Origin of the sequence: Citrobacter sp. wls711, from assembly GCF_005281055.1 — a bacterium.
Classification (GTDB): Bacteria; Pseudomonadota; Gammaproteobacteria; order Enterobacterales; family Enterobacteriaceae; genus Citrobacter; species Citrobacter gillenii.
Window position 1 is genome coordinate 13868 of sequence record NZ_SZXC01000023.1, and the last position, 23345, is coordinate 37212.

Consider the following 23345-nt stretch of genomic DNA (forward strand, 5'->3'; position numbering starts at 1 on the left):
CTATGTACATTACACGATTGTAATGAATTTGTTTCTTAAGGTGTGCTAGATTCATTTCATTGTAAGTGGATGAACCAGTAATTTAATTTAAATCGGTTCTCGAATTCTGTCAGTAACCATACTTTAAATAAGGGAATGCGCATGCTGTTGAAAACGTCTCGACGAACTTTCCTGAAGGGGTTAACCCTCTCTGGCGTAGCCGGAAGTCTTGGCGTATGGAGTTTCAATGCGCGTTCCAGTCTGAGCCTGCCAGTTGCCGCATCCCTGCAGGGTACTCAGTTTGACCTGACCATTGGTGAAACGGCCGTCAATATCACGGGCAGTGAGCGTCAGGCCAAAACAATCAATGGAGGCCTGCCGGGGCCCGTTCTTCGCTGGAAAGAAGGTGACACCATTACCCTGAAGGTCAAAAACCGTCTTAATGAACAGACGTCCATTCACTGGCACGGCATTATTCTTCCGGCCAATATGGATGGTGTTCCGGGGCTGAGTTTTATGGGCATAGAGCCTGATGATACCTACGTTTACACCTTTAAGGTTAAGCAGAACGGGACTTACTGGTACCACAGCCATTCCGGTCTGCAGGAACAGGAGGGGGTATACGGTGCCATTATCATCGATGCCAGGGAGCCAGAACCGTTTGCTTACGATCGTGAGCATGTGGTCATGTTGTCTGACTGGACCGATGAAAATCCTCACAGCCTGCTGAAAAAATTAAAAAAACAGTCGGATTACTACAATTTCAATAAACCAACCGTTGGCTCTTTTTTCCGCGACGTGAATACCAGGGGGCTGTCAGCCACCATTGCCGATCGGAAAATGTGGGCTGAAATGAAAATGAATCCGACTGACCTCGCGGATGTCAGTGGCTACACCTACACCTATCTCATGAACGGGCAGGCCCCGCTGAAAAACTGGACCGGACTGTTCCGTCCCGGTGAAAAGATACGCTTACGGTTTATCAACGGCTCGGCAATGACCTATTTCGATATCCGTATCCCCGGGCTGAAAATGACGGTCGTGGCTGCAGATGGCCAGTATGTAAACCCGGTTACCGTTGACGAATTCAGGATTGCCGTTGCCGAAACCTATGATGTCATTGTGGAGCCTCAGGGTGAGGCCTATACCATCTTCGCACAATCCATGGACAGGACCGGTTACGCTCGAGGGACACTGGCCACGAGAGAGGGGTTAAGTGCTGCCGTTCCCCCCCTCGATCCCCGTCCTCTGTTGACCATGGAAGATATGGGTATGGGGGGAATGGGACATGATATGGCAGGAATGGACCACAGCCAGATGGGAGGCATGGATAACAGCGGAGAGATGATGTCTATGGACGGTGCTGACCTTCCGGATAGCGGGACATCCTCCGCGCCCATGGATCACAGCAGCATGGCCGGTATGGATCATTCCCGGATGGCCGGAATGCCGGGTATGCAAAGTCATCCTGCGTCAGAAACGGATAACCCACTGGTTGATATGCAGGCGATGAGCGTCTCTCCGAAATTAAATGATCCGGGTATTGGTCTTCGAAATAACGGAAGAAAGGTTCTCACGTACGCGGATTTGAAAAGCCGCTTTGAGGATCCTGACGGACGTGAACCTGGCCGTACCATAGAACTGCATTTAACCGGCCACATGGAAAAGTTTGCCTGGTCATTTAACGGAATCAAGTTTTCAGATGCCGCACCGGTGCTGCTGAAATACGGTGAGCGGCTCAGGATCACGCTGATCAACGATACCATGATGACTCACCCCATTCACCTGCATGGTATGTGGAGCGATCTGGAAGATGAAAACGGTAATTTTATGGTTCGTAAACACACAATAGATGTTCCCCCTGGTACAAAACGCAGTTACAGAGTGACAGCAGATGCGCTTGGCCGCTGGGCGTATCATTGCCATTTGCTCTATCACATGGAAATGGGAATGTTTCGTGAAGTCCGGGTGGAGGAATGATGCGAATGAAGAGAAATTTGAAGGCCATACCTGTTCTGGTCGCCGGTTTGTTTACCTCACCGCTTTCTATTGCGGCGGGCTCCGTCTCTGCAGATCCCCACGCCGGGCACGACATGTCTGCCATGCAGATGCCAGCAGATGAGAATTTCACTGAGATGACGTCAATGGAGCCCATTGTAACTGAGAGCAGAACGCCAATTCCGCCTGTTACCGATGCCGACCGGAAGGCTGCATTCGGCAATTTACAGGGGCATGCGATTCACGACAGTGCGATTAATTATCTGGTTCTGCTGGATCAACTGGAATGGCAACGGTCGGATAACACCAACAATTTCAGCTGGAGTGTTAACAGCTGGATTGGAGGCGACACAGATCGGATTTGGCTAAAGAGTGAAGGTGAACGAAGCAATGGGGAAACGGAGGCGGCTGAAGCGCAGTTACTCTGGGGACATGCGGTTGGCCCATGGTGGGATTTGGTTGCGGGTGTCAGGCAGGATTTCAGACCTGCTTCTGCCCGGACCTGGGCTGCTGTCGGTTTTCAGGGGCTGGCACTCTATAATTTTGAGTCTGAAATTACGGGTTTTGTCAGTAATGGCGGAAAAGCAGCCCTTCGTCTGGGAGGAGAATACGACGTTTTACTGACTAACCGGCTCATACTCCAGCCATCCTATGAGGTGAATTTCTACAGTCAGGATGATGAATCGCGGGGTCGCGGCAGGGGACTGACTGACACAGAGCTGGGGCTCCGGCTGCGCTATGAAATACGCCGTGAGTTTGCACCCTATATAGGCGTTTCCTGGAATCAACTTTACGGGAAAACATCCGATATGGCGAAAAGAGAAGGTGAGAAAGACCATCAGGTAGTATTCCTGGCGGGAGCCAGAATCTGGTTTTAACGCACTGATATAAAACACTCAACTAAACAGGTAAATAAAATGTCGATTTTAAATAAAGCCATTCTTACAGGTGGCCTCGTTATGGGCGTTGCTTTCTCTGCTATGGCCCATCCGGAATTAAAAAGCTCTGTGCCACAGGCTGATTCAGCCGTAGCGGCCCCGGAAAAGATTCAGCTTAATTTCTCGGAAAATCTGACCGTGAAATTCTCAGGTGCAAAATTAACGATGACGGGTATGAAAGGCATGTCATCACATTCTCCGATGCCGGTCGCGGCAAAAGTGGCGCCAGGCGCTGACCCTAAATCGATGGTCATTATTCCGCGAGAGCCTTTACCCGCTGGCACTTATCGTGTTGACTGGCGCGCGGTTTCTTCAGATACGCACCCTATTACCGGTAATTACACCTTTACAGTGAAGTAATATTATGAACGACCTGATTATGATTGTTATTCGTTTTCTTCTTTATCTGGATTTGATGGTAATATTTGGATTGCCATTTTTTCAGATATATGGAATAAGCGGTGTCAGACATGAAACCTATAACCTGACTAATTTCAGGTCGTTTATAACCTTTGCTGTTGTTACAGGCATCATTCTTACTGGCATTAATATGCTCCTGGTATCTAATGCCATGAGTGGAGTAACTGACCTCAGAGAATTATCCATCCATGTTATCGAGATGGTGATAGAAGAAACTGATGTGGGTATTAGCTGGATTGTCAGGCTCTGTGCCCTGTTTACCACACTCGGTGCTTTGTTCCTTTACACTAATAAGAGAGTATTGTCCTGCCTGCTGATGACGATGAGTGGGGGCGTGGCGCTGGCTACACTTGCCTGGGGAGGACACGCCGTTATGCATGACGGTCTGCATTACTATCTCCATTTACTGAGCGATCTGACCCATCTCGGTGCTGCAGGTGCCTGGACAGGTGCTCTGGTTGCATTTGCTATCCTGCTGATGCGCAGAAACGAGCATAATGCACAGAGCGTCATTGTGATATCTGACTCCCTGGCAAAATTTGCCACGGCAGGAACGGTGATTGTTGTAGCCCTGATCCTGAGTGCGCTGGTCAACTATCTGTATATTGCTGAGGGTAACTTAACTCCCTTATTCAACAGTTCCTGGGGGAGGATATTGCTTGCCAAGACGGCTCTGTTTGTTCTGATGCTTCTTCTGGCTGCAGCAAACCGGTTTCACCTGGGTCCCCGGCTTGAAGTTATGGTCAGGGAAGGGAATTATGATCGCAGCGTTGCCCTGATGCGAAACAGCATCCTGACAGAATTCGTTGTTGCGATTATCATTCTGGGCGCCGTAGCGTGGCTCGGAATGCTTGCTCCGTCTCAGGTCAGCTAGGGGACAGCCAAAGCTCATGCGTGAGATTTTTACTTTCATATCAGCGAGTTGACCATGCAGCGTATTTTAATCGTTGAAGACGAACAAAAAACAGGTCGTTACCTGCAGCAGGGACTGGTTGAGGAAGGCTATCAGGCCGATCTCTTTAATAATGGCCGCGATGGTCTCGGGGCCGCGTCGAAGGGACAGTATGATTTGATAATACTGGACGTGATGCTGCCTTTCCTCGACGGGTGGCAAATCATCAGCGCACTGAGGGAGTCCGGGCACGAAGAACCGGTCCTGTTTTTAACCGCAAAGGACAACGTGCGGGACAAAGTGAAAGGACTGGAGCTTGGCGCAGATGACTACCTGATTAAGCCCTTTGATTTTACGGAGCTGGTTGCACGTGTAAGAACCCTACTGCGCCGGGCACGCTCGCAGGCCGCAACAGTCTGCACCATCGCCGATATGACCGTTGATATGGTGCGCCGGACCGTGATCCGTTCGGGGAAGAAGATCCATCTCACCGGTAAAGAATACGTTCTGCTTGAGTTGCTGCTGCAACGCACCGGAGAAGTGTTACCCAGGAGTCTTATCTCGTCCCTGGTCTGGAACATGAATTTTGACAGTGATACGAATGTGATTGATGTCGCCGTGAGACGTCTGAGAAGTAAAATTGATGATGACTTTGAGCCAAAACTGATCCATACCGTTCGCGGTGCCGGATATGTCCTGGAGATCAGAGAAGAGTGAGGTTCAAAATTTCCCTGACCACACGCCTGAGCCTGATTTTTTCTGCGGTGATGCTTACGGTATGGTGGTTATCAAGTTTTATCCTGATTAGCACCCTTAATGGCTATTTCGATAATCAGGACCGCGATTTTCTGACAGGTAAACTTCAGCTCACCGAAGAGTTTCTTAAAACAGAGACGTTCCGGAACAAAACGGATATTAAGTCATTATCAGAAAAAATAAACGATGCGATGGTAGGGCACAATGGTTTATTCATTTCTATAAAAAACATGGAAAATGAAAAAATTGTTGAACTCTATGCCAAAAATTCTGTTGTTCCAGCGGTCCTGCTTAATAAGTCGGGTGATATTCTCGACTATATGATCCAGACGGAAGAAAATAACACCGTGTACCGCAGTATCTCGCGGCGGGTTGCCGTGACGCCGGAACAGGGTAAAAGCAAACATGTCATCATTACGGTTGCCACGGATACTGGGTATCACACCCTGTTTATGGACAAACTCAGTACCTGGCTGTTCTGGTTCAATATCGGTCTGGTCTTTATTTCTGTTTTTCTGGGCTGGCTGACCACACGTATTGGTCTGAAACCGTTACGGGAAATGACCAGTCTGGCTTCCTCCATGACTGTACACAGCCTGGATCAGCGTCTAAATCCCGATCTGGCTCCGCCGGAAATCTCTGAGACCATGCAGGAGTTCAATAATATGTTTGATCGCCTGGAGGGGGCATTCCGGAAACTGTCAGATTTCTCGTCTGACATCGCGCATGAGCTGCGCACACCAGTCAGTAATCTGATGATGCAGACGCAGTTTGCACTGGCTAAGGAAAGGGATGTTTCGCATTACCGCGAAATTTTATTCGCTAACCTGGAAGAACTGAAAAGGTTGTCACGAATGACCAGTGACATGCTTTTTCTGGCACGTTCAGAGCATGGTCTGCTGCGGCTGGATAAACATGATGTGGATCTGGCAGCCGAACTGAATGAATTACGTGAGTTGTTCGAGCCCCTGGCAGACGAAACAGGAAAGACAATCACGGTTGAAGGAGAGGGCGTTGTTGCCGGAGACAGCGATATGCTCCGACGTGCTTTCAGTAACCTGCTTTCCAATGCAATCAAGTATTCTCCCGATAACACCTGTACAGCGATACACCTTGAGCGTGACAGTGACTGTGTGAACGTGATGATTACGAATACGATGTCCGGCCAGGTTCCCGCTAATCTGGAACGTTTGTTTGACCGGTTCTATCGCGCAGACTCATCAAGGTTCTACAACACGGAAGGCGCGGGGCTGGGATTATCAATTACAAGGTCGATCATTCATGCTCACGGCGGCGAGCTGTCAGCAGAACAGCAGGGGCGGGAAATTGTGTTCAAAGTGCGCCTGTTAATGGATTAATCCCGTTCTTCAGGAGAAACCTGGAAGGTGACAAAATTGTCATCATTCAGTCACGCGATAAACAGAGGCGGTTTTTTATAATCATACATAAATCAGGAGCAGAGTGATAACGCAATCGCCTGGTTCCTGGAGTGATGAATAACCCGCCCTGAGATCAAATGCTTTCTCTGTTATAAGCCGTTGATTGTTTGGGTATGAAAACACCGGAGACCCAACCATGAAAAAGATCCTTGTATCATTTGTTGCCATTATGGCTGTCGCTTCATCCGCCATGGCTGCAGAGACAATGAACATGCATGACCAGGTAAATAATGCCCAGGCACCCGCCCATCAGATGCAGTCAACCTCTGAAAAAAGCGCTGTTCAGGGAGACAGTATGACAATGATGGATATGAGCGGACACGATCAGGCTGCAATGTCCCATGAAATGATGCAAAACGGCAACGCTTCTGCCCACCAGGACATGGCGGAGATGCATAAAAAAATGATGAAAGGCAAACCAGGGGCCACCAACGAATCAGCAACGTCATTTTCAGAAATGAACGAGCATGAAAAAGCCGCTGTTGTGCACGAGAAGGCGAATAATGGTCAGTCTTCCGTTATTCATCAGCAGCAGGCTGAAAAGCATCGCAGCCAGATCACCCAGAATTAACCCGCAGCTCCACTTGTTAGACCCTCATTTGACGCCGAAGTCACTGGCTTACGCTCCCATTCGGGAGCGTTTTTTTTATTCTTTCATTTATCATTGAGTCTTATGGGAATGGATTTAATCAGTTACTTAATCCCTGCCTCAGCAACAAGTCCCGGAAAGAGCAGCTTTATATTCCGGGTTTTTCTGCTCATAACCTCAACGGTGGCGCTTAGGATGTACTTTGTAAGTACCCAGAGTGTGTGTCATCAGTACCGGTGTTAATGCACCAGCCCATTCCAGCCATGTATACCCATGTAAATCCCAACAGCAGCAATCAGGGCGCTTGAAATATAGGGGGCTCTTCTGGCGATGGTATTGAAGCCACTCCAGCGTTTGGCGACCTGACGAACGCTGATCGCCGCACCCACTCCAACCGTTACGAGGGTCAATGCCAGGCCGATACTGAAACAAACAACCAGTGTGGCACCCAGCGTAAGCGCTTTAAGCTGAAGGCAGATCAACAATACAGTTATAGCTGCCGGGCAAGGGATAAGCCCTCCTGTCAGTCCAAATATCAGGATTTGCCCGTTGGTTACTTCTTTCCCGTCGAAGCGGCGTTTTATGTCATTGGCATGAGCCAGTTCGTGAGCGTCCTGATACTCTTTCGAATTCACATCCAGCCCATCAAGCTCAGAGTGGTCATGGTCATGGTCGTGTTCAGCGAACGCCACATCATAGTCATGGACATGACCACGATGTCCCAGAGACAGACGTACGTTGAAACTGTGAGGCTCAGGGATGGGAGATGTTGACTCCAGATAATCACCATGATCAACAAATTCAAAAGTCTGAGAGATCGTACTGTTTTCCCGAAGTGTGGTTAATGAGATATCTTCAGAAGCCCATCTTTGGCCACTAAGAGTGCGTAGCCGCCAGTGGGGAAGTTGTCCTTCTTCAAAAATGGACAGTTCAACTTTTCCATGGCCAGTATCGATCAACCTTGTTTCGTCATGGTGATGATGTTCATTCTCCTGCATTCCCTCCAGCCAGTTTTTCTCACCGCTCCAGGTTCGCCAGAACATCCAAAAAGCCGTACCAAGGATGATCACTGAAGAGACCATCTGTAGCCAGGGTTCGGCTGATTCTGCGGTAAATTTATTACTGATATACATCCCTCCAAAAGCAATCAGCCATACGACTGCAGTGTGCGACAATGTTGCCGCGACACCCAGCATCACGGCCTGACGTACGGTGCCTTTTATAGCAATGATGAATGCTGCCATCATTGTTTTGGAGTGCCCGGGCTCCAGTCCATGAAGCGCGCCAAGCAGAATGGCGCTGGGGATGAAAAACCATGCGTTGCCTTGCTGAAGAAGTGTCGTAAATTCGTTCATGAGAATCATTCTTGGTTATTAAGTGTAGGCCGGATTCTACTCCCCCCCAGTAAAATATACTACCCCCCAGTAGAATAACGCTGGTATAGTTACATAAAATATCCAGGAGAGTGAGAGCCCACATGTCACATACCATCCGCGATAAACAAAAACTGAAAGCACGTACAAGCAAGATCCAGGGGCAGGTTGCTGCGCTGAAAAAAATGCTTGATGAACCTCACGAATGTGCCGCTGTACTGCAACAAATAGCCGCCATACGTGGTGCCGTGAATGGTTTATTGCGTGAAGTGATTAAAGGACATTTGACTGAACATATTGTTCATGAAAGTGAAGAACAGAAACGAGAAGAAGACCTGGACGTTGTGCTGAAGGTTCTGGATTCTTACATCAAGTGACAGTTTGGCTAAAAGCCCTGAGCATTAATTTATCTAAATAACACGTTATCAAGTGACGGTTTTGGGCTGTTTGTAGCGGCATAGTGAGTTTGTTTAATCAATGAGCTTTAAGATGCCCCCCTTCATGCAAGGAAACGCGTACATTTCTGGTACATCTACTTCCCTTACTTTGCTCAGGGCAACCCACATTGTTAAAGCCTCTACTCGCTGACCATCAAAATCACCCAACGTCAGATAATGGAAAAAAATTTTGGATGACATTTTGAAACGTGTCCTCTGCTGTGAACGTCGAGAGATGCTACGCGAGAAAGGAGATGACCTACTTAGTATCCTGTTAAGTAGGTCTATCTGAAGAAGTAGACAACTTTAAAGTCTTTTTCATGTTAAAGGAGACAACTTTAATGTCTGTGTACAAGTGTCCGGGGATTGACGGTGTAGGTAAACCGTATAACGTTTTAATATTACGCGTCATCTGATGTAGTCGTGGCCGGCAACGTAATAGACGTCACTCTTCTTTCGGCAGGCACTGCAAATGACCGTGGCGCACGCCGCGTTGGGAGATAACGTCATCGGCAAAATGCTGAACGTCACCCATGTCCCCTTTTAGCACGGCGATTTCCAGGCAGTCGTCATGGTTGATGTGGACATGCAGCGTGGCGACCGACAAATCGTGGTGGTGATGCTGAGTCGAGACAATACGGCTGGCTAAGTCACGCTTCTCATGTTCATAAACATAGGAGAGCACCGCGAAGCCCTGGGTGCCGTGTTCTTGCGTGCTTTCCTGGGATAGCGCGCCGCGCAAAATGTCGCGGATGGCTTCGGAACGGTTGTTATAACCCCGGCGCTGGCTCAGGCTGTCCAGCGTTTCCAGTAAATCGTCATCGAGAGTAATGGTGACTCGTTGCATCTAAAGTTAACCTTTTATGTGGCGTACAGGGCATGCGGAAATAGCGTATTTTGTAACACACGTGCGGCATCTGGGGAAAAGGTTAATGCGCTCGCAATAAACGTAGCAGGGTGCTTACCTGCTCATCCAGCGGCGCGAGCGTCTCTTTGACGATCAGATGCAGCGGTGTGGCACGGCGAGCGCCGTGACTTAACGGCAGCGAACGTAATAGCCCCTGATCAAGCTGCGCTTGAATGCGCTCCTCGGGCAACCAGCCGTAACCGACCTGATACAGTACCGCATCAATAGCGGCATCAATGGTAGAGAAGGTCCAGGCATCGCGAACCGCCTGCTGTGGGTTGTCGCGATCGGCAATACGTATCAGCGGCCAGGCGCGTAAAGCGTCTTCATCCAGCGGGGTATCCTGCGTGCAGAGCGGGTGATCGCGGTGGGCAACGGCCACGAAATCAATATTCATCAACCATTCACCGCGTCCGGTGACATCCTGACGCCGGGTCAGAACCATCACGTCCGCATCGGCATGTGCCGCCAGCCGATCGTCAGCATTCTCCAGCACTTCAGTCAGACGCACCTGCGTCTGCGGCCACGCCTGCTGGAACTGCTTGAGGATCGCGAACAGGCGTTTGCGTGGGAAGATGCTATCTACCATCAAATCCAGTCGTGTTCGCGTGCCATCGCGTAAAGTCGCCGCCCGGGTTTCCACCCATGAAAAAGCCTTCAATAGCGGTTTGACCTGATTGAGCAGTACCTCGCCTGCCGGAGTTAATACAGCTCTGCGGCCTTCCGGCGTCAGTAGCGTCACGCCGAGACGCTCCTGTAACAGCGCCAGATTGTAGCTCACCGAAGACTGACTACGGTTGGTCTCTTCCGCTGCTTTAGTAAAGCTACCCAGCTCCACCACTTTTTCCAGCAGGGCCCACTGCTCCAGGGTTGTCTTATGCATAACTCATCTAAAAATTGAATGAATATGATGTAAACATAGCGTTATTCATCCAATTTTTGAAGCGTTAAGATCGCCCCATCAACTGAGAGGAGAACGCATATGAGCGCTTTTGATAAACATGATTTGAACGGGTTTGTCGGCAAACATCTGGTCTATACCTACGATAATGGCTGGAATTACGAGATCTACGTGAAAAATGACACCACGCTGGATTACCGTATTCACAGCGGTATTGTGGCTAACCGTTGGGTGAAAGATCAGCGGGCGTACATTGTGCGAGTCGGGGAGAGCGTTTATAAAATTTCATGGACCGAACCGACCGGAACCGACGTCAGCTTGATCGTTAACCTGGGCGACAAACTTTTTCACGGCACCATCTTCTTTCCACGCTGGGTGATCAACAATCCGGAGAAAACGGTCTGCTTCCAGAATGAGCATGTTCCGCTGATGATGTCGTATCGTGATGCGGGCCCGGCGTATCCAACCGAGGTGATTGATGAGTTCGCGACCATTACCTTCGTGCGTGACTGCGGGGCGAATAATGACAGCGTTATTGCCTGTGCTGCCAGCGAATTGCCGGATAACTTCCCGGAAAATTTACGCTAAGGTATCCAGTCTCTGCACGGTATCGGCAGTCAATGTAAACGGCGTTGGCGTACACACGGCCAGGCTCAGGGTATCGAGCTGGCACTGACTGACAGAGAGTGAGGACGTCAGGGTGGTGCTGTCGACGCTGACAATTTGCCAGGCGCTGCCGCCACGTTGCTTAACGATGGCCTCTTTGCGCGTCCAGATGCGCCAGAACGCCGCCAACTGGTGGTCCGGGCGTTCAGCTTCGACTTCGGCATGTTCCCCAAGGCTGAATACTGTATTCGCCAGCGTCCGCCAGTTATCACGGGGGCGCACGACTTCAATATCGCAGCCGACTTCCCCTTCATCACTGAGCAGCAGGGCGATGTCATCCCCGCTGTGGCTGAGATTAAACCACAGCGGCGTGTCGCCTGAGAATGCCGGTTTTCCTTGCTCACCATAGACAATGTCAGGCAGTGGCGACAGGGCATGGGAAAGTAGCACGCGGCCAGCCAGCCAGCGCGTGCGGCGCGCACCTTGCGGCGCCTGTTCATACAACGCGCGAGGCAGGGCGCCAGCGCTTAAAACAGAAACTTTCCCAACAACGATCCGGTACATATCAGGGCCAACGTTTGATGATAATAGAAGTATTTATGCCGCCAAACGCAAAGTTATTGCTCTGCAGGAACTCACAATCAATCTTGCGGGCTTCACCCATAATGTAATCCAGCGCGCCACAGTTGGCATCAGGCTGGCTTAAATTTAGCGTAGGCGCAAACCAGCCTTCGCGCATCATTTGCAAACTCATCCAGGCTTCCAGCGCGCCACAGGCGCCAAGGGTATGGCCAAAATAACTTTTGAGCGAGGACAGCGGCACATTATCACCGTAAATGGCGGCGGTTGCCTGACTTTCTGCAATATCACCTCGATCGGTCGCCGTGCCGTGGGCTGAAATATAACCGATATCCCGCGCGCGTAAGCCCGCCATTTTCAGCGACTGCTCCATGCAAATCTGCATCGTCTCGCGCTGTGGCTGGGTGATATGCGCCGCATCGCAGTTGGTGGCAAAACCGATAATCTCACCGTAAATTGTCGCGCCGCGCGCTTTGGCGTGCTCAAGCTCTTCCAGAATCAACGTGCCTGCGCCTTCGCCAATTACCAGCCCGTCGCGATGTTCATCAAACGGCGAGGGCGTGGTTTTTGGTTCATCGTTGCGCTGGCTGGTGGCGAACAGGGTATCAAACACCGCCGCTTCCGACGGACACAACTCTTCCGCGCCGCCGGCGACCATCACCGTTTGGTAGCCGTGACGAATGGCTTCCCATGCGTAGCCAATCGCCTGGCTGCCGGAGGTGCAGGCGCTGGAGGTGGGGATTACGCGTCCACGTAAACCGAAAAACAGCCCGGTGTTGACGGCGGTAGTGTGCGGCATCATCTGCACGTAGGTGGTGCCGGTAATATTGTTGGTGTGCTTCTCGGTCAGCATGGTGGCGAACTCGCTCACCGGACCGGTGCTGCCGGTTGACGAGCCGTACGCGATCCCGGTTTCGCCGTTGGTCAATACCGCATCGCCAATCAGCCCGGCCTGCTCCAGCGCCAGTTCTGTTGCGCGGGTGGACATTAGCGACACGCGACCCATGGCGCGAATACGCTTGCGGGTGTAGTGTTCCGGCAGGGTAAAGTCGTCGACAGGCGCGCCAAGCAGCGTATGCAGCCCGTCATAAACCTGCCACTCCGGCATTTTGCGCACCGCGTTTTCATACGCCAGTAGCCTGGCGGAGACATCCTGCCAGTTTTCCCCAAAGGCGGTGACGCCGCCCATGCCTGTGATCACGACGCGACGTGTCATAACATCCCTCCATTGATGGAAATCACCTGACGGGTGACGTAACCCGCGATATCCGACATTAAATAGCTGGCAAGCCCGGCTACTTCATCGGCCTGGCCCATCCGTTTCATTGGGATCATCGACATCGCCTCTTTCAGCACGGCCTCTTCCATCTCGATCATCCCGGTATCAATCAGCCCCGGCGCGATACAGTTGACGGTGATTTTGCGTTTCGCCAGCTCAATCGCCAGCGCTTTGGTGGCACCGATGATACCCGCCTTGGCGGCGCTGTAGTTGACCTGACCGCGATTGCCCATCACACCGGAAACCGAAGATAGCGTGATGATGCGCCCACCCTGGCGGGCGCTAATCATCGGCATCATGCACGGCTGGATGACGTTATAGAAGCTGTCGAGGTTGGTGTGGATCACCGCATCCCAGTCGTTGTCGCTAAGTGCCGGAAAGGCCGCATCGCGGGTAATACCGGCGTTGCTGACAATGCCGTACCATGCACCGTGCGCGTCGTTATCTTGCTCCAGTACTTCACGGCACTGCTCGCGGTTGGCGACGTCGAACGTCAGCAGACGCCCTGCGCCGCCAGCATTGATAATTGCATCCAACGTCTGCTGGGCACCTTGTGCATCGCGATGATAGTGGACGCCGACCACAAAGCCGTCCACCGCCAGTTGGCGGGCGATGGCGCGACCGATGCCTTTGCTGGCGCCGGTAACCAAAACTGAACGACTCATGTGGACGCTCCTTGTTGAAATAGGATGTTAAGTTCTTCCGCTGTCGGCTGGAAGGTGTTGACGCGACCGCTTGCCAGCGTCTGTTCATCAGCCTGAATGGTGCATTCAAAACTGCCAAAACGTGCATCTTGCATCAGTAGCGTGACGCTAATATCCAGCGTCAGGCCGCCGGGCAATATTCCCGCCGCGCAGACTAATTCACGTGCGCCGAGCACCATGCCTAAGGAGATGCTGGCCTGGCCCGCCTGATGACGGTGCCAGCCGGACCAGACGCCAACGGTTTGCGCCATCAGCTCCAGGGCGAACCAGCCGGGCAGATTGCCCTCGCCATCGAGAAACGGAGCCAGTACGCCGTCGGGCGATACCGTGACGCGGCAGGTGGCAGAGTCGTCTGTCACGCTGACCACTTCTTCAAGCAGTAGCATCGGCGCGTCGTGCGGCAGATAGTCGCCGGGTGCTAAATAGCGGCTCATGAAATTCTCCCTAGCAGGATACTGGCGTTATTGCCGCCAAAGGCAAAGGAGTTTGACAGGATAACTGGCTGCGCCAGCGGCTGTGGCTGTTCGATGATCCCACAGGCAGGCAGAGTTTCATCGCGCGGTGACTGGCTGAAATCCTGCGGCGGCAGCGGCAGGTTATGCTGCATAATCAGCATACTGATGGCAGCTTCGGTGATCCCTGCCGCACCCAGCGTGTGCCCGGTCAGATGTTTAGTCGAACTGCACGGGACGCTTTCGCCAAATAGCGTGTTCACTACGTTAGCCTCAATTTTGTCGTTCAGCGGCGTGGCGGTGCCGTGCAGATTGATGTAGCCCACCTGCTCTGCCGTCATCCCCGCGTCGTTAAGCGCCTGCGTAATGGCGCGGATCGCCCCTTCGCCCTGCGGATGTGGGGCTGAAATATGGTACGCGTCGCTGGATTCGCCGATGCCCAGCAGTGCAATCGGCTGCGGTTCGCGGGTCAGCAGCATCAGCGCCGCGCCTTCGCCGATGGTAATGCCGCAGCGGTCACGGCCGAACGGCTGGCATAACGTTGGTGAGAGTGATTCCAGGCTGTGGAAGCCGTTGATGGGCATCCGGCTGAGCGTGTCCGCCCCGCCGACAATCGCCACGTCCGCCAGCCCGGATTCAATCAGGCGGCGTCCGCTCATGATCGCGCGGGCGCTGGAGGAGCAGGCGGTAGAGAGTGTAAATGCCGGGCCGTCCAATGCCAGCCAGTGGCTGAGAAAGCGCGACGGGTCGCCCAGCTCCTGCTGCGGGTACTGCCAGGCGCTGCTCGCTTTGCCGTTGAGCGTGAGATCAACATGCACGTCACCTTCATCCAGCCCGGAGGTGCTGGTGCCGAGCACGATCGCAACACGATCGCGACCAAATTGCGCAATAGCGTCATCCACCTGCGGCTGGATTTGCGCCAGTGCCGCCAGCAGCAGCTGATTATTGCGCGAACGGTGAGCGCTAAACTCATCAGGAATCGTCGGCAGTTCGCCGTCAACGCCGGCTAACACCGCGTGCGGATGGCCCTGAAGCCAGCCGGTGCGCGGGCGCATACCGGGAGCCACGCCGCACGTCAGGTTGGCGGCAATCTCATCGAGGTTGTTGCCCAGCGCGTTAATCATGCCAACGGAAGAAATGTAGATCATCTCAGTCACCCAGATATTGAATGGTGATGTGGTATTTAAACACGTGCTGTTCGATGCTAATTGGCTCGCGCTTGCCTTTGCGGTTCAGGTAGGTGATTTCGGTGACCAGCTTGCCGCGGGCGTTGCGCAGCTCGCGCTTGTCGCCGAGATCGGTGAGCGTCCAGCCCTTCGGCAGCTGTGGCTGCCAGGCGCTAATCGGCCAGTGGCTGAGCATCACGTCGGCCAGCACCTGGCTGGCTGGCGGCAACTGCGGCACCACGATCGACTGTTCGGCATGCAGCCCTTTTTCATCGTAGGTCACAAGGAACAGGCGGATACCGACGGACGACAGTCCGGCAAGGGTGAGTTTCTTATCGTCGGCATTCAGCATCACCAGCAGCGACTGGGTTTTACCGTTAAAACTGCCGGTGAGCAATTGTTGTGAATTGACCGTCGGAGAGATCCCCGGCGCGGGTAGCGTGATGCGTGCGCCCGGCTCCAGCCACGCCTGTGGTCGGCCTTTTTGTTCGGGCTGCGAGTGGCTGCAACCGGCCAGCAGCAGCGTGGCGACGAGCAGGCCCCGCCGGATGGCGCTGCGCTTATCCGGCCTACAATTGATGTGCTGACGTAGGCCGGATAAGGCAACGCCGCCATCCGGCAAAAGCCCACTCAACCAGTGAAGTATCGGTTTACTCATCGTCTTTTTTTCTCTTTTTCACTGGCATCGCCAGCGGTGACAGCAGGAAGGCGGTGAAAATGCCGCTCACCAGCACAATACCAAAGCTGCTGATAGCCTGGGTGGCACTGAAAACCAGCATGCCGAGGGTCAGCAGCGTGGTCAGCATCGCCAGCGTAATCGCTAAAAATGAGGTTAACGGTGTGCCGCGCGGATTGCTGAAAAACAGCGTGTAGTTAATGCCGATGCCGAGCACCAACACCAGCGCCAGCAGCGAGAACAGATTGACCGCGTGACCGCTGAGCGCCAGCACCGCCAGACCACAGCCCAGCGATAACACTGAAGGAACGAGGCTTGTCAGCCCTTTGCGCCAGCCAAGCCGCACCACTGCGCCGCAGCCAATCACCGCCAGTGCCACCAACAGCAGGGCGGTCAGGATATGGCGATAAAGGGCGAACAGTTCGTCAAAGCTGCTTTTCCGATCCACCCATGCGACGCCGGTGTATTGGGTACTGAGGGTGTTTAATACAGCGCTGTCTTTCACCCCTTCAACCGGTACCAACACGCTGCTTTCGCCATCGGCCAGCGTTATCCACAGCAGCCGCCAGCCTTCGCTGGCCGGGCTGGCAAGCCAGGCATCGACCGTTACCGGCATGGTGTTAAGATCGGGGTTTACCGTCGCCAGCCCGGCGTTGTTCAGGGCTTTGATGACGGCTGGCGCAGCGTTTTTCAGCAGGCTGAGATCCTGCTGCTGTCGGGCGAGTGAATTCAGCGGAATAGTGCGATACCCGCCAAGCCATCCCTCTTTTTTCGCCTGCTCCAGCGCGGGGGCAAACAGTTCCAGCCGCTCCAGCGTTTGCTGTGCAGATTGGCCGTACACCACGAACCATTTCTGATCGACGCTCTGACCGGTCAGCGCGGTAATCGCTTTTTCCTGGGCAAGAATCTGCTGCGGCAGCGCCTGGAGCTGGGAGATGTCATCATCAACGTGCAGCGTGGCAAGACCCGCCAGCGAGAACAGCGCCAGCGCGACTGGCAGACCCACTGATAGCTTTTTATTGCGTCGCCAGGCGGCAAGCCAGCGCAGCATCAGTACCATCGCCGGAACCGGGCGTACCGGCAGGCCACGACACAGCCACGGGTGCCAGAAAATCACCGTCAGACAGGAGGCGCTCAGGCCTACCGCCGCGAATACCGCCATCTGACGAATGCCGGGGAAAGGGGCGAGCATCATAATCAGATACGCCGCCACGGTGGTCAGCAGCGCCAGCAGCAGGGCATTGCGCACTTTGCTGAGGCTTTGCCACGGTGAGGTTTCCGCACCGTGCACCATCCGCTCGGTCAGATAGTAGAGCGTGTAGTCGGCGGAGATCCCGATGATGCTCATGCTCATCACCAGTGTCATCAGGTGCAGTTCGCCAAAAATCAGCAGCGTAACGACGGTGCCCGCCAGCGCGCCAATACCAATCGAAATCAGACACAGCAGCAGCGGGCGCAGGGAGCGGAACACCGCCACAATCAGCAAAATCACCCCAAACAGGGTGGCAACGCCGAGGGTCGAAACATCCCGCTTTGCCTGCTGGCTGGCGTAATCGCTGTAGAACATGGTCCCGCGAGACAGCAACTGCGTCTGCGGATATTGCGCCTTGAGTTCACCTTCCAGCGTATTGAGCGTGGTGACCAGCTGGTGCGTCTGCTGCATGTCAAACGACGAACCGGCCAGCTCGCCGTGCAGCAGATACCAGTAGTTACCCTGATCATCCTGAGCCACCAGCCAGCCGTCCATCAGCCGCAGGCGCTGGCCGTTTTTGGCCATTGCCAACTGCGAGCCGCGCATCAGCATCAGCGGGTCGTTTTGCAGCTCTTTGCCGCTGACGCCGGAAAAAGCAGAGTAGAGCTGGGAAAGTATCCATTGCGCCTGGGCTTCGCCGCCGTTTTGCAGGCGTGCGCGGGTGTCGCTATCAATCAGGCCGTTGCGGTGCTGCCAGAAGAAGGCGCCCCAGGCCTGCTGGCTGTCGGCGTCCATCGGGCCTTTGACCTCAGCCAGCGCCTGCGATTTTTGTAATAGCGACAGCCAGCTGCGGGCAACCGCCGGGTCGGCTTTCTTCCCCGGACTCACCAGCCAGACCAGCTGTTGGTCGAGACGCTGCATAAAGCCGTCGTTCAGGCTCGGCGGGATCGCCCCCAGCGTCTGCTTGGGCAGCATTGCCAGCACGCTGCTGTTAAGCCGCGCCTGTGGCAGCAGGCTCAGCAACACGCCCAGCAGGATCAGACAGGCGATTCCCCACAGCAGCGCGGGACGTTTACTGGGCGGCAAAGCGTTGGCGTTCATCATCAGTCAGCTGTGCGGGCGTCAGTTGGTGTTGGGAAAGCGTGATATCGGTGCGATCGCCCTGTTTATCGTTCAGTTGAATACTTTCCAGATAGGTTTTTCCGGCTAAATCAATGGTCGCGAAAATCTTATCCAACGGCGTGGTGATCGGCGTCAGGCGCAGCGTCCAGCGGCCTTCACCTTTGTCGGCAAACGCCACGCGGAAGTTCTGTTCCAGCACGTTACGATCCGCCTGGAACAGTGCGCGCAGCAGATGGTTGAACTGGAACATCTGCGGGTTGTTCTCAGCGGTGAGGGTTTGCGGCGGCTGGTCGTTGATCACCTGCACCATCCGTTTGTCATCGAGCAGCAGCTGCATCGGGAACGGGGACGTTTGATCCCACAGCAATCCCTGGTCGCGGGCGATCAACATGTTGCCCTGCGATCGCAGCGGCTGCGGCAGATCCTTGATGGTGCGGGTTTGATCGAAGTGGGCGCGAACGACCGGTTGTTCGGTAAAGCGCTGTTGCAGATCATCCAGCGTCAGGGCGCTGACCCATGGGCTGATAAGCAGCGCCAGCAGCGGTAAAAATCTCATGGCGTGACCCCCATCCGGGCAAACAGGATATCCGGGCTGACAAAGCACAGCTCGCGGCTGTTCTCTTCTACCGCCACCTGGATGGTGTAACCGGTGGTGGTTCGCTTTCCGGTTTCGGTATCGAAAATTTCGTAACCGATGCGCAGGCGGTTTTCGAACTCCTCAATACGCGCACGCACGCGAATGCGCTGCTCAAAAGTCAGCGCGTGGCGGTACTTCACGCGCGTATCGACCACCGGCCACAGATAGCCGGATTCTTTCATCTGCCGATAGCCATAATCGAACTGATTCAGCAGCGCCTCGCGGGCAATTTCGAAATAGCGGAAATAGTTGCCGTGCCACGCCACGCCCATCATATCGACGTCGTGGAACGGAATGGTCAGCTCGACTTCAGCCGTAAAGCGGGGATCGTTAAGCACCCTTACTCCTTGTCTTTGGTATCCGGCAGCTGCCAGAAATCGAAAAAGTTAAACCAGTCGAGCGGCGACTGTAGCGCGTAGTGCTCCAGACGCTCGGCGTAGCGATCGACGGTGTGCTGTAACGCGTTTTGCCGTTCGGCGCGCGGCAACAGTAGCGGGTCGGCGAAAGGCTCGCAGTGAATACGCAGTTTCCCTTGTTGGCGCAGGGCAAAAATCAGAACCACCGGGCAGCGCAAAATCGAGGCGAGAATAAAAGGTCCCTGCGGGAAGGGGGCCGCTTGCCCCATAAAGCGACTCCAGCAGACGCGCCATTCGCCGCCGCGTTGCGGATTGACCGCAATACGATCGCCGACGATGGCAATCCACTCGCCGCGATCCAGCTTCTCTTTAAGCAGGATCGCGGTATCCGGGCCAATATCGGTTACCGGCAGCAGATTCAGCCCGGCCTGCGGGGCCATTTCCTGCATGACCTGTTTAAAGCGCTGGGCGTTGTCGCTGAACACCAGCGCGTTGATGGTTTTACTGCCCTGTAATTGCGCCAGCGCCCGACAGGCTTCGACATCGCCGAGATGCGAGGCCAGCAGCAGCTTGCCGCGCGGTGAATCGACGTTGAGCGTCTCTTCTGCGCCTGGGGCAAAGACCACATCGCGGCCTAATCGCAGCTCGCCGCGCCAGCTGGCAATTTTATCCAGCATTGCATCGCCAAAACGCAGGAAGTGCTGATAGCTGGTGAGTGATGGCGGCAGCGGCATCTGGCGGGCGGTTAGCTGTTCGCGCACGCGGCTAATCCAGCGTTGCGAGGCCTGGCGGGCGGTGGGGGCCGTGAGCCAGTAAACGCCGACCACCGGGTAGAGCAACAGGGAGAATGCTTTGCGCCCCAGTAAGCGCCAGAGCAGTAGCATCAGGCGCATCCCCCATAATCCCTTTACTTCCTGCTGGCGTGCCCAGTGTGGCGATGCGCGGCGAAACAGCAGCGACGGGATGCGCGGCAACATGCCAAAAAATAGGCGTGTGTGCATCCGTGAAATGCGCAGGTTGTCTTTGAGGGCATCGAAATGCGATAGCCCGTCCAGCGGATAGGTGACGCGGGTGGGGACAAAATAGCTGGTGTTGCCCTGCCAGTAGAGGCGCACCATCACTTCGGTATCAAAGTCCATTCGCTGGCCGAGAGTCACACGCTGCGCCAGGTGCAGCGTCGGCGCAAGCGGGTAAACCCGAAAGCCGCACATGCTGTCTTTGAGCTGGAGCGAGAGCGTTTCAATCCACACCCAGACGTGAGTTACCCAGCGTCCGTACAGGCGCGAGCGGGGTATGGAGTCATCGTAAATCGGCTGCCCGGAAATCAGCGCTGTAGGGTGAAGCTCTGCCAGCGCAAGCAGCTGCGGGATATCTTCAATGGCATGCTGGCCGTCGGCGTCTACCTGCACCGCGTGGCTGAACCCGGCCGCTGCCGCTGCCTGCATACCGCTAAGCACCGCCGCGCCTTTGCCTGCGTTTTCAGGCAGACGAATTAAGGTCAGTTGGGGATGAGCTACCGCCAGGCGAGCCAGTTCATTCCGCGTGGTGGTGTCGCTGCCGTCATCCACCACAATGCAGGGCAGGCCAAACGGCTGCAAACGTGCCAGCACGCTGGCCATCATTGCGCCATGGTTGTAGCAGGGGATCAGCACGCAGGGAGAAAACGTTAACGGCATAACCGGATCTTCCCGCTGCTGGCGGTATGGCGCGCTTCGCCGTCGTGGCGCTGGTAGCTGAAGGTCAGTATCTGGCGCTCTTCTTGCCAGTTCAGGGCTAGCGTGACGGTGTTTTCCGGTAACAGCGGGGCCTGAAATTTCACGTTCTGAATGCTGTGAAAATGCCAGCCGGGGGCGAGCAGCGTGGTGGCGTAATGCATTACCCAGTCCATCTGCGCAACGCCGGGCAGCAGCGGCTGCACGGCAAAATGTCCACGAAACCAGAACAGAGAAGGGTCGAGATGCAAAATGATTTCAACCTGATGAGGTTGTGCCTGATGGCGCTCAATTTCATGGGGTTTCATGAAATAACTCCTGTAATTGCGCATAGACACGCTTGTTCATACTGTTCACCGGGATTTCGTCAATCACCCGCCAGTAGCGGGGAACAGCAACTGGCTCCAGCCATGGGCGCAGCGCGCGCCGCCAGCTCAGTTCTTGTGGTTTCCCTCCGCGCTGATACCAGCGTTGACGCGTTTCGTCATCCAGAACCAGCAGGACGCCAACGCCCTGGCGCCCGCCGCGTAAGACAGGCATAGCTGCAACGTCGCAGATGCCGTCCAGTGCCAGCAGACGGCGCTCTACTTCGCTTAGCGAAATACGCTTCTCTTCAATTTTGACCACCCGGCCCCGCCGTCCCATCAGGCGGAACTGACCGTTTTCTGCAAAATGCAGAATATCGTCAAGCAACAGGCCATCATCAGCAGCAATCAGCGGGGAAAATACGCGAAACGCGTCATTTTCTGACTGGAATCTGACGTCGGGGAAGGGCTGCCATGCCACATCATCCTGCTGGCGATAACGCCAGGCGAGGATGCCGGTTTCAGTACTGCCGTAGATCTCATCAGGCCAGACGTTTAGCCAGTCTGCGGTCTGCGTGACGTCCTGCCAGGGCAGCATACCGCCCGCTGACAGAACCATCCGGACCGGCGGCGCGGCAAGCTGGTGGTCGAGGCGTTTCAGAAATGCCGGGCTGCTGATAAACGCATACTTATGCTCATGGCCCAACGCCGCCAGTTGTTCGGCGTACCAGAGCATTGCCGCGTGTAGCGGCAGGCCCAAGGACATCGGCAGGAAGATACGAAATGTCAGGCCGTACAGATGCTGTGGCAACACTGATGCTACCACCCGACAACCTGTTAAACGATCGGCAAAGCGCGCGGTGAGCAACGCCGCTTCGTTATCGAGACGACCGATCGGTTTAACGACCCGCTTCGGCTGGCCGGTAGAGCCGGAGGTGAAGAGTTCCACAAAGGCGTCGCTGCGGATGGGGGGGAACGTCACGTCGTCTGTGGCAGCCGTCATGGCAGACTGGACAACCTGTAGCGGACCCTGCCAGTCCAGCGTTTTATCGCTCAATACGCCGTCAAACAGCGCGTGCTGCTCGTTCAATAATGAAACGCGACAATGGCCCGGGATCACCGGCGTTTTGCCAGCATGGAGCGTTGCCAGCAGTGCCACGATAAACAGATAGCTGTCCTCAAAGCACAGTGCCCAGCGTTCACCCTCCTGCTGCTGCAGGTGCGTTATCAACCGGGCAACATCGTGGCGTAGATGGCCGAGTGTCCAGGTCGCGTCTTCTAACCACGCAACGGGTACGTCGGATGGACGTGGAGCGCTGAGCCACTCAGAGAGTGGAAGGGGCTGCTTCATGGGTTATCTCGTTTTATCACCTGGCGGCGCACCAGCCACTCTCCTGCCATCAGCGTTCCCATCAGCAGGTAGGAGAGCATGCCGTTCCACACCGTCCACAGGGACATGTCGCCATACAGCGCAGTACAGAGCGCAATGCTGCCATTAAGGATGAAAAAGGCACACCAGATTTGTGTCACGCGGCGCGTGTAGCGCACGCCTGCTGCGGGTAGATTGGGGTCGCGCAGCCGTGCCAGGCGTTCGACAACCGGCATGGTAGACCAGAGTGAGCCACCAAAGACTGCCAGCATGACCCCGTTGACCACCACCGGATAAAACAGCAGTAACTGGTGCGTTTTGAGCAGATAGCTGGTAACGCAAAGCGTGATGCCCGCTACCGCCACTATCTGCGTCACGACGCGCAATGGTCCCGCCTGTCGCCGGGTCTGGCGAAAGCGTACAAACAGCAGCAATGCCATCAGCGGTAGCAGCCAGTGCAGGCCGTTATGTGCCAGGCCAAACCAGATTAAAAATGGCCAGGCCAACAGCAGTAAGCCTGTCAGCAGTTGTACGACTGGCAGCGAACGCGCGCCCGACATG

The 23345-nt window shown here is 54.6% G+C and carries 25 protein-coding genes; 9 read left to right on the forward strand and 16 right to left on the reverse strand.

The window, feature by feature from the left end:
* Window positions 1-141 precede the first annotated feature (141 nt).
* The 7 genes from pcoA (at window position 142) to FDW98_RS08605 (ending at window position 6993) form a co-directional block, all read left to right on the forward strand.
* The gene (gene pcoA / locus FDW98_RS08575; protein WP_000925242.1) at window positions 142-1959 is read left to right on the forward strand and encodes a multicopper oxidase PcoA; all 1818 of its coding nucleotides are present in this window, start codon (window positions 142-144) and stop codon (window positions 1957-1959) included.
* A gap of 5 nt (window positions 1960-1964) precedes the next feature.
* Window positions 1965-2855 carry a copper resistance outer membrane transporter PcoB gene (gene pcoB, locus FDW98_RS08580; protein WP_074133539.1) on the forward strand — a complete coding sequence of 297 codons (891 nt, stop codon included), beginning with the start codon at window positions 1965-1967 and terminating at the stop codon, window positions 2853-2855.
* 39 nt (window positions 2856-2894) lie between these two features.
* Window positions 2895-3275 (forward strand): copper resistance system metallochaperone PcoC, encoded by a 381-nt coding sequence (gene pcoC / locus FDW98_RS08585; protein ID WP_000025662.1) that lies wholly within the window; start codon window positions 2895-2897, stop codon window positions 3273-3275.
* 55 nt (window positions 3276-3330) lie between these two features.
* A complete protein-coding gene (gene pcoD / locus FDW98_RS08590) occupies window positions 3331-4209 on the forward strand; it encodes a copper resistance inner membrane protein PcoD (RefSeq protein WP_229692861.1) in 879 nt (292 codons plus the stop codon).
* Between the two features lie 54 nt (window positions 4210-4263).
* The gene (gene pcoR, locus FDW98_RS08595) at window positions 4264-4944 is read left to right on the forward strand and encodes a copper response regulator transcription factor PcoR (RefSeq protein WP_001188930.1); all 681 of its coding nucleotides are present in this window, start codon (window positions 4264-4266) and stop codon (window positions 4942-4944) included.
* On the forward strand, window positions 4941-6341 hold the full coding sequence (gene pcoS, locus FDW98_RS08600) for a copper resistance membrane spanning protein PcoS (protein ID WP_001211180.1): 1401 nt from the start codon (window positions 4941-4943) through the stop codon (window positions 6339-6341). The genes pcoR and pcoS overlap by 4 nt, the downstream gene beginning before the upstream one ends.
* A 217-nt stretch (window positions 6342-6558) precedes the next feature.
* Window positions 6559-6993, forward strand: a complete 435-nt coding sequence (locus FDW98_RS08605; protein ID WP_000723070.1) for a hypothetical protein — start codon at window positions 6559-6561, stop codon at window positions 6991-6993.
* A gap of 257 nt (window positions 6994-7250) precedes the next feature.
* On the opposite strand, the gene FDW98_RS08610 is transcribed toward FDW98_RS08605, so the two are convergent.
* The gene (locus FDW98_RS08610) at window positions 7251-8366 is read right to left on the reverse strand and encodes a nickel/cobalt efflux protein RcnA (RefSeq protein WP_001572377.1); all 1116 of its coding nucleotides are present in this window, start codon (window positions 8364-8366) and stop codon (window positions 7251-7253) included.
* A 122-nt stretch (window positions 8367-8488) separates the two neighbouring features.
* On the opposite strand from FDW98_RS08610, the gene rcnR reads away from it, so the two are divergent.
* Window positions 8489-8761 carry a Ni(II)/Co(II)-binding transcriptional repressor RcnR gene (gene rcnR / locus FDW98_RS08615; RefSeq protein WP_000019951.1) on the forward strand — a complete coding sequence of 91 codons (273 nt, stop codon included), beginning with the start codon at window positions 8489-8491 and terminating at the stop codon, window positions 8759-8761.
* A 505-nt stretch (window positions 8762-9266) separates the two neighbouring features.
* On the opposite strand, the gene nikR is transcribed toward rcnR, so the two are convergent.
* Both nikR and FDW98_RS08625 read right to left on the reverse strand, forming a co-directional pair.
* Entirely contained in the window at window positions 9267-9668 is a 402-nt protein-coding gene (gene nikR, locus FDW98_RS08620; RefSeq protein ID WP_096759193.1) for a nickel-responsive transcriptional regulator NikR, read from the reverse strand.
* An 82-nt stretch (window positions 9669-9750) separates the two neighbouring features.
* Window positions 9751-10611: a LysR family transcriptional regulator gene (locus tag FDW98_RS08625; RefSeq protein WP_096759194.1), complete on the reverse strand. Its 861-nt coding sequence runs from the start codon at window positions 10609-10611 to the stop codon at window positions 9751-9753.
* 99 nt (window positions 10612-10710) lie between these two features.
* On the opposite strand from FDW98_RS08625, the gene FDW98_RS08630 reads away from it, so the two are divergent.
* Complete coding sequence (locus tag FDW98_RS08630) at window positions 10711-11217, forward strand: phenolic acid decarboxylase (RefSeq protein WP_096759195.1); 507 nt, start codon at window positions 10711-10713, stop codon at window positions 11215-11217.
* On the opposite strand, the gene acpT is transcribed toward FDW98_RS08630, so the two are convergent.
* The 13 genes from acpT to FDW98_RS08695 are packed head-to-tail and all read right to left on the reverse strand — an operon-like array spanning window position 11209 to window position 23344.
* Complete coding sequence (acpT, locus tag FDW98_RS08635) at window positions 11209-11799, reverse strand: 4'-phosphopantetheinyl transferase AcpT (RefSeq protein WP_096759196.1); 591 nt, start codon at window positions 11797-11799, stop codon at window positions 11209-11211. The genes FDW98_RS08630 and acpT overlap by 9 nt on opposite strands.
* A 1-nt stretch (window position 11800) precedes the next feature.
* The gene (locus tag FDW98_RS08640) at window positions 11801-13030 is read right to left on the reverse strand and encodes a beta-ketoacyl-ACP synthase (RefSeq protein ID WP_096759197.1); all 1230 of its coding nucleotides are present in this window, start codon (window positions 13028-13030) and stop codon (window positions 11801-11803) included.
* On the reverse strand, window positions 13027-13758 hold the full coding sequence (locus tag FDW98_RS08645; RefSeq protein WP_096759198.1) for a 3-ketoacyl-ACP reductase FabG2: 732 nt from the start codon (window positions 13756-13758) through the stop codon (window positions 13027-13029). The genes FDW98_RS08640 and FDW98_RS08645 overlap by 4 nt, the downstream gene beginning before the upstream one ends.
* Window positions 13755-14231 carry a 3-hydroxy-fatty acyl-ACP dehydratase gene (locus FDW98_RS08650; protein ID WP_096759199.1) on the reverse strand — a complete coding sequence of 159 codons (477 nt, stop codon included), beginning with the start codon at window positions 14229-14231 and terminating at the stop codon, window positions 13755-13757. Before FDW98_RS08650 ends, FDW98_RS08645 begins: the two co-directional genes overlap by 4 nt.
* Entirely contained in the window at window positions 14228-15397 is a 1170-nt protein-coding gene (locus FDW98_RS08655) for a beta-ketoacyl-[acyl-carrier-protein] synthase family protein (protein WP_096759200.1), read from the reverse strand. The genes FDW98_RS08650 and FDW98_RS08655 overlap by 4 nt, the downstream gene beginning before the upstream one ends.
* A gap of 1 nt (window position 15398) precedes the next feature.
* Window positions 15399-16073 carry a DUF3261 domain-containing protein gene (locus FDW98_RS08660; protein WP_226794594.1) on the reverse strand — a complete coding sequence of 225 codons (675 nt, stop codon included), beginning with the start codon at window positions 16071-16073 and terminating at the stop codon, window positions 15399-15401.
* Entirely contained in the window at window positions 16066-18387 is a 2322-nt protein-coding gene (locus tag FDW98_RS08665) for an MMPL family transporter (protein ID WP_096759201.1), read from the reverse strand. Before FDW98_RS08665 ends, FDW98_RS08660 begins: the two co-directional genes overlap by 8 nt.
* Window positions 18356-18961 (reverse strand): outer membrane lipoprotein carrier protein LolA, encoded by a 606-nt coding sequence (locus tag FDW98_RS08670; RefSeq protein WP_096759202.1) that lies wholly within the window; start codon window positions 18959-18961, stop codon window positions 18356-18358. The genes FDW98_RS08665 and FDW98_RS08670 overlap by 32 nt, the downstream gene beginning before the upstream one ends.
* Window positions 18958-19380, reverse strand: coding sequence for a thioesterase family protein (locus FDW98_RS08675; protein ID WP_096759203.1), 423 nt, complete (start codon window positions 19378-19380; stop codon window positions 18958-18960). Before FDW98_RS08675 ends, FDW98_RS08670 begins: the two co-directional genes overlap by 4 nt.
* A 2-nt stretch (window positions 19381-19382) precedes the next feature.
* Window positions 19383-21074, reverse strand: a complete 1692-nt coding sequence (locus tag FDW98_RS08680; protein WP_096759204.1) for a glycosyltransferase — start codon at window positions 21072-21074, stop codon at window positions 19383-19385.
* On the reverse strand, window positions 21065-21418 hold the full coding sequence (locus FDW98_RS08685) for a hydroxymyristoyl-ACP dehydratase (protein ID WP_096759205.1): 354 nt from the start codon (window positions 21416-21418) through the stop codon (window positions 21065-21067). Before FDW98_RS08685 ends, FDW98_RS08680 begins: the two co-directional genes overlap by 10 nt.
* Window positions 21405-22766 (reverse strand): AMP-binding protein, encoded by a 1362-nt coding sequence (locus FDW98_RS08690; protein WP_096759206.1) that lies wholly within the window; start codon window positions 22764-22766, stop codon window positions 21405-21407. Before FDW98_RS08690 ends, FDW98_RS08685 begins: the two co-directional genes overlap by 14 nt.
* Entirely contained in the window at window positions 22763-23344 is a 582-nt protein-coding gene (locus FDW98_RS08695) for a hypothetical protein (protein WP_096759207.1), read from the reverse strand. The genes FDW98_RS08690 and FDW98_RS08695 overlap by 4 nt, the downstream gene beginning before the upstream one ends.
* Window position 23345 lies beyond the last annotated feature (1 nt).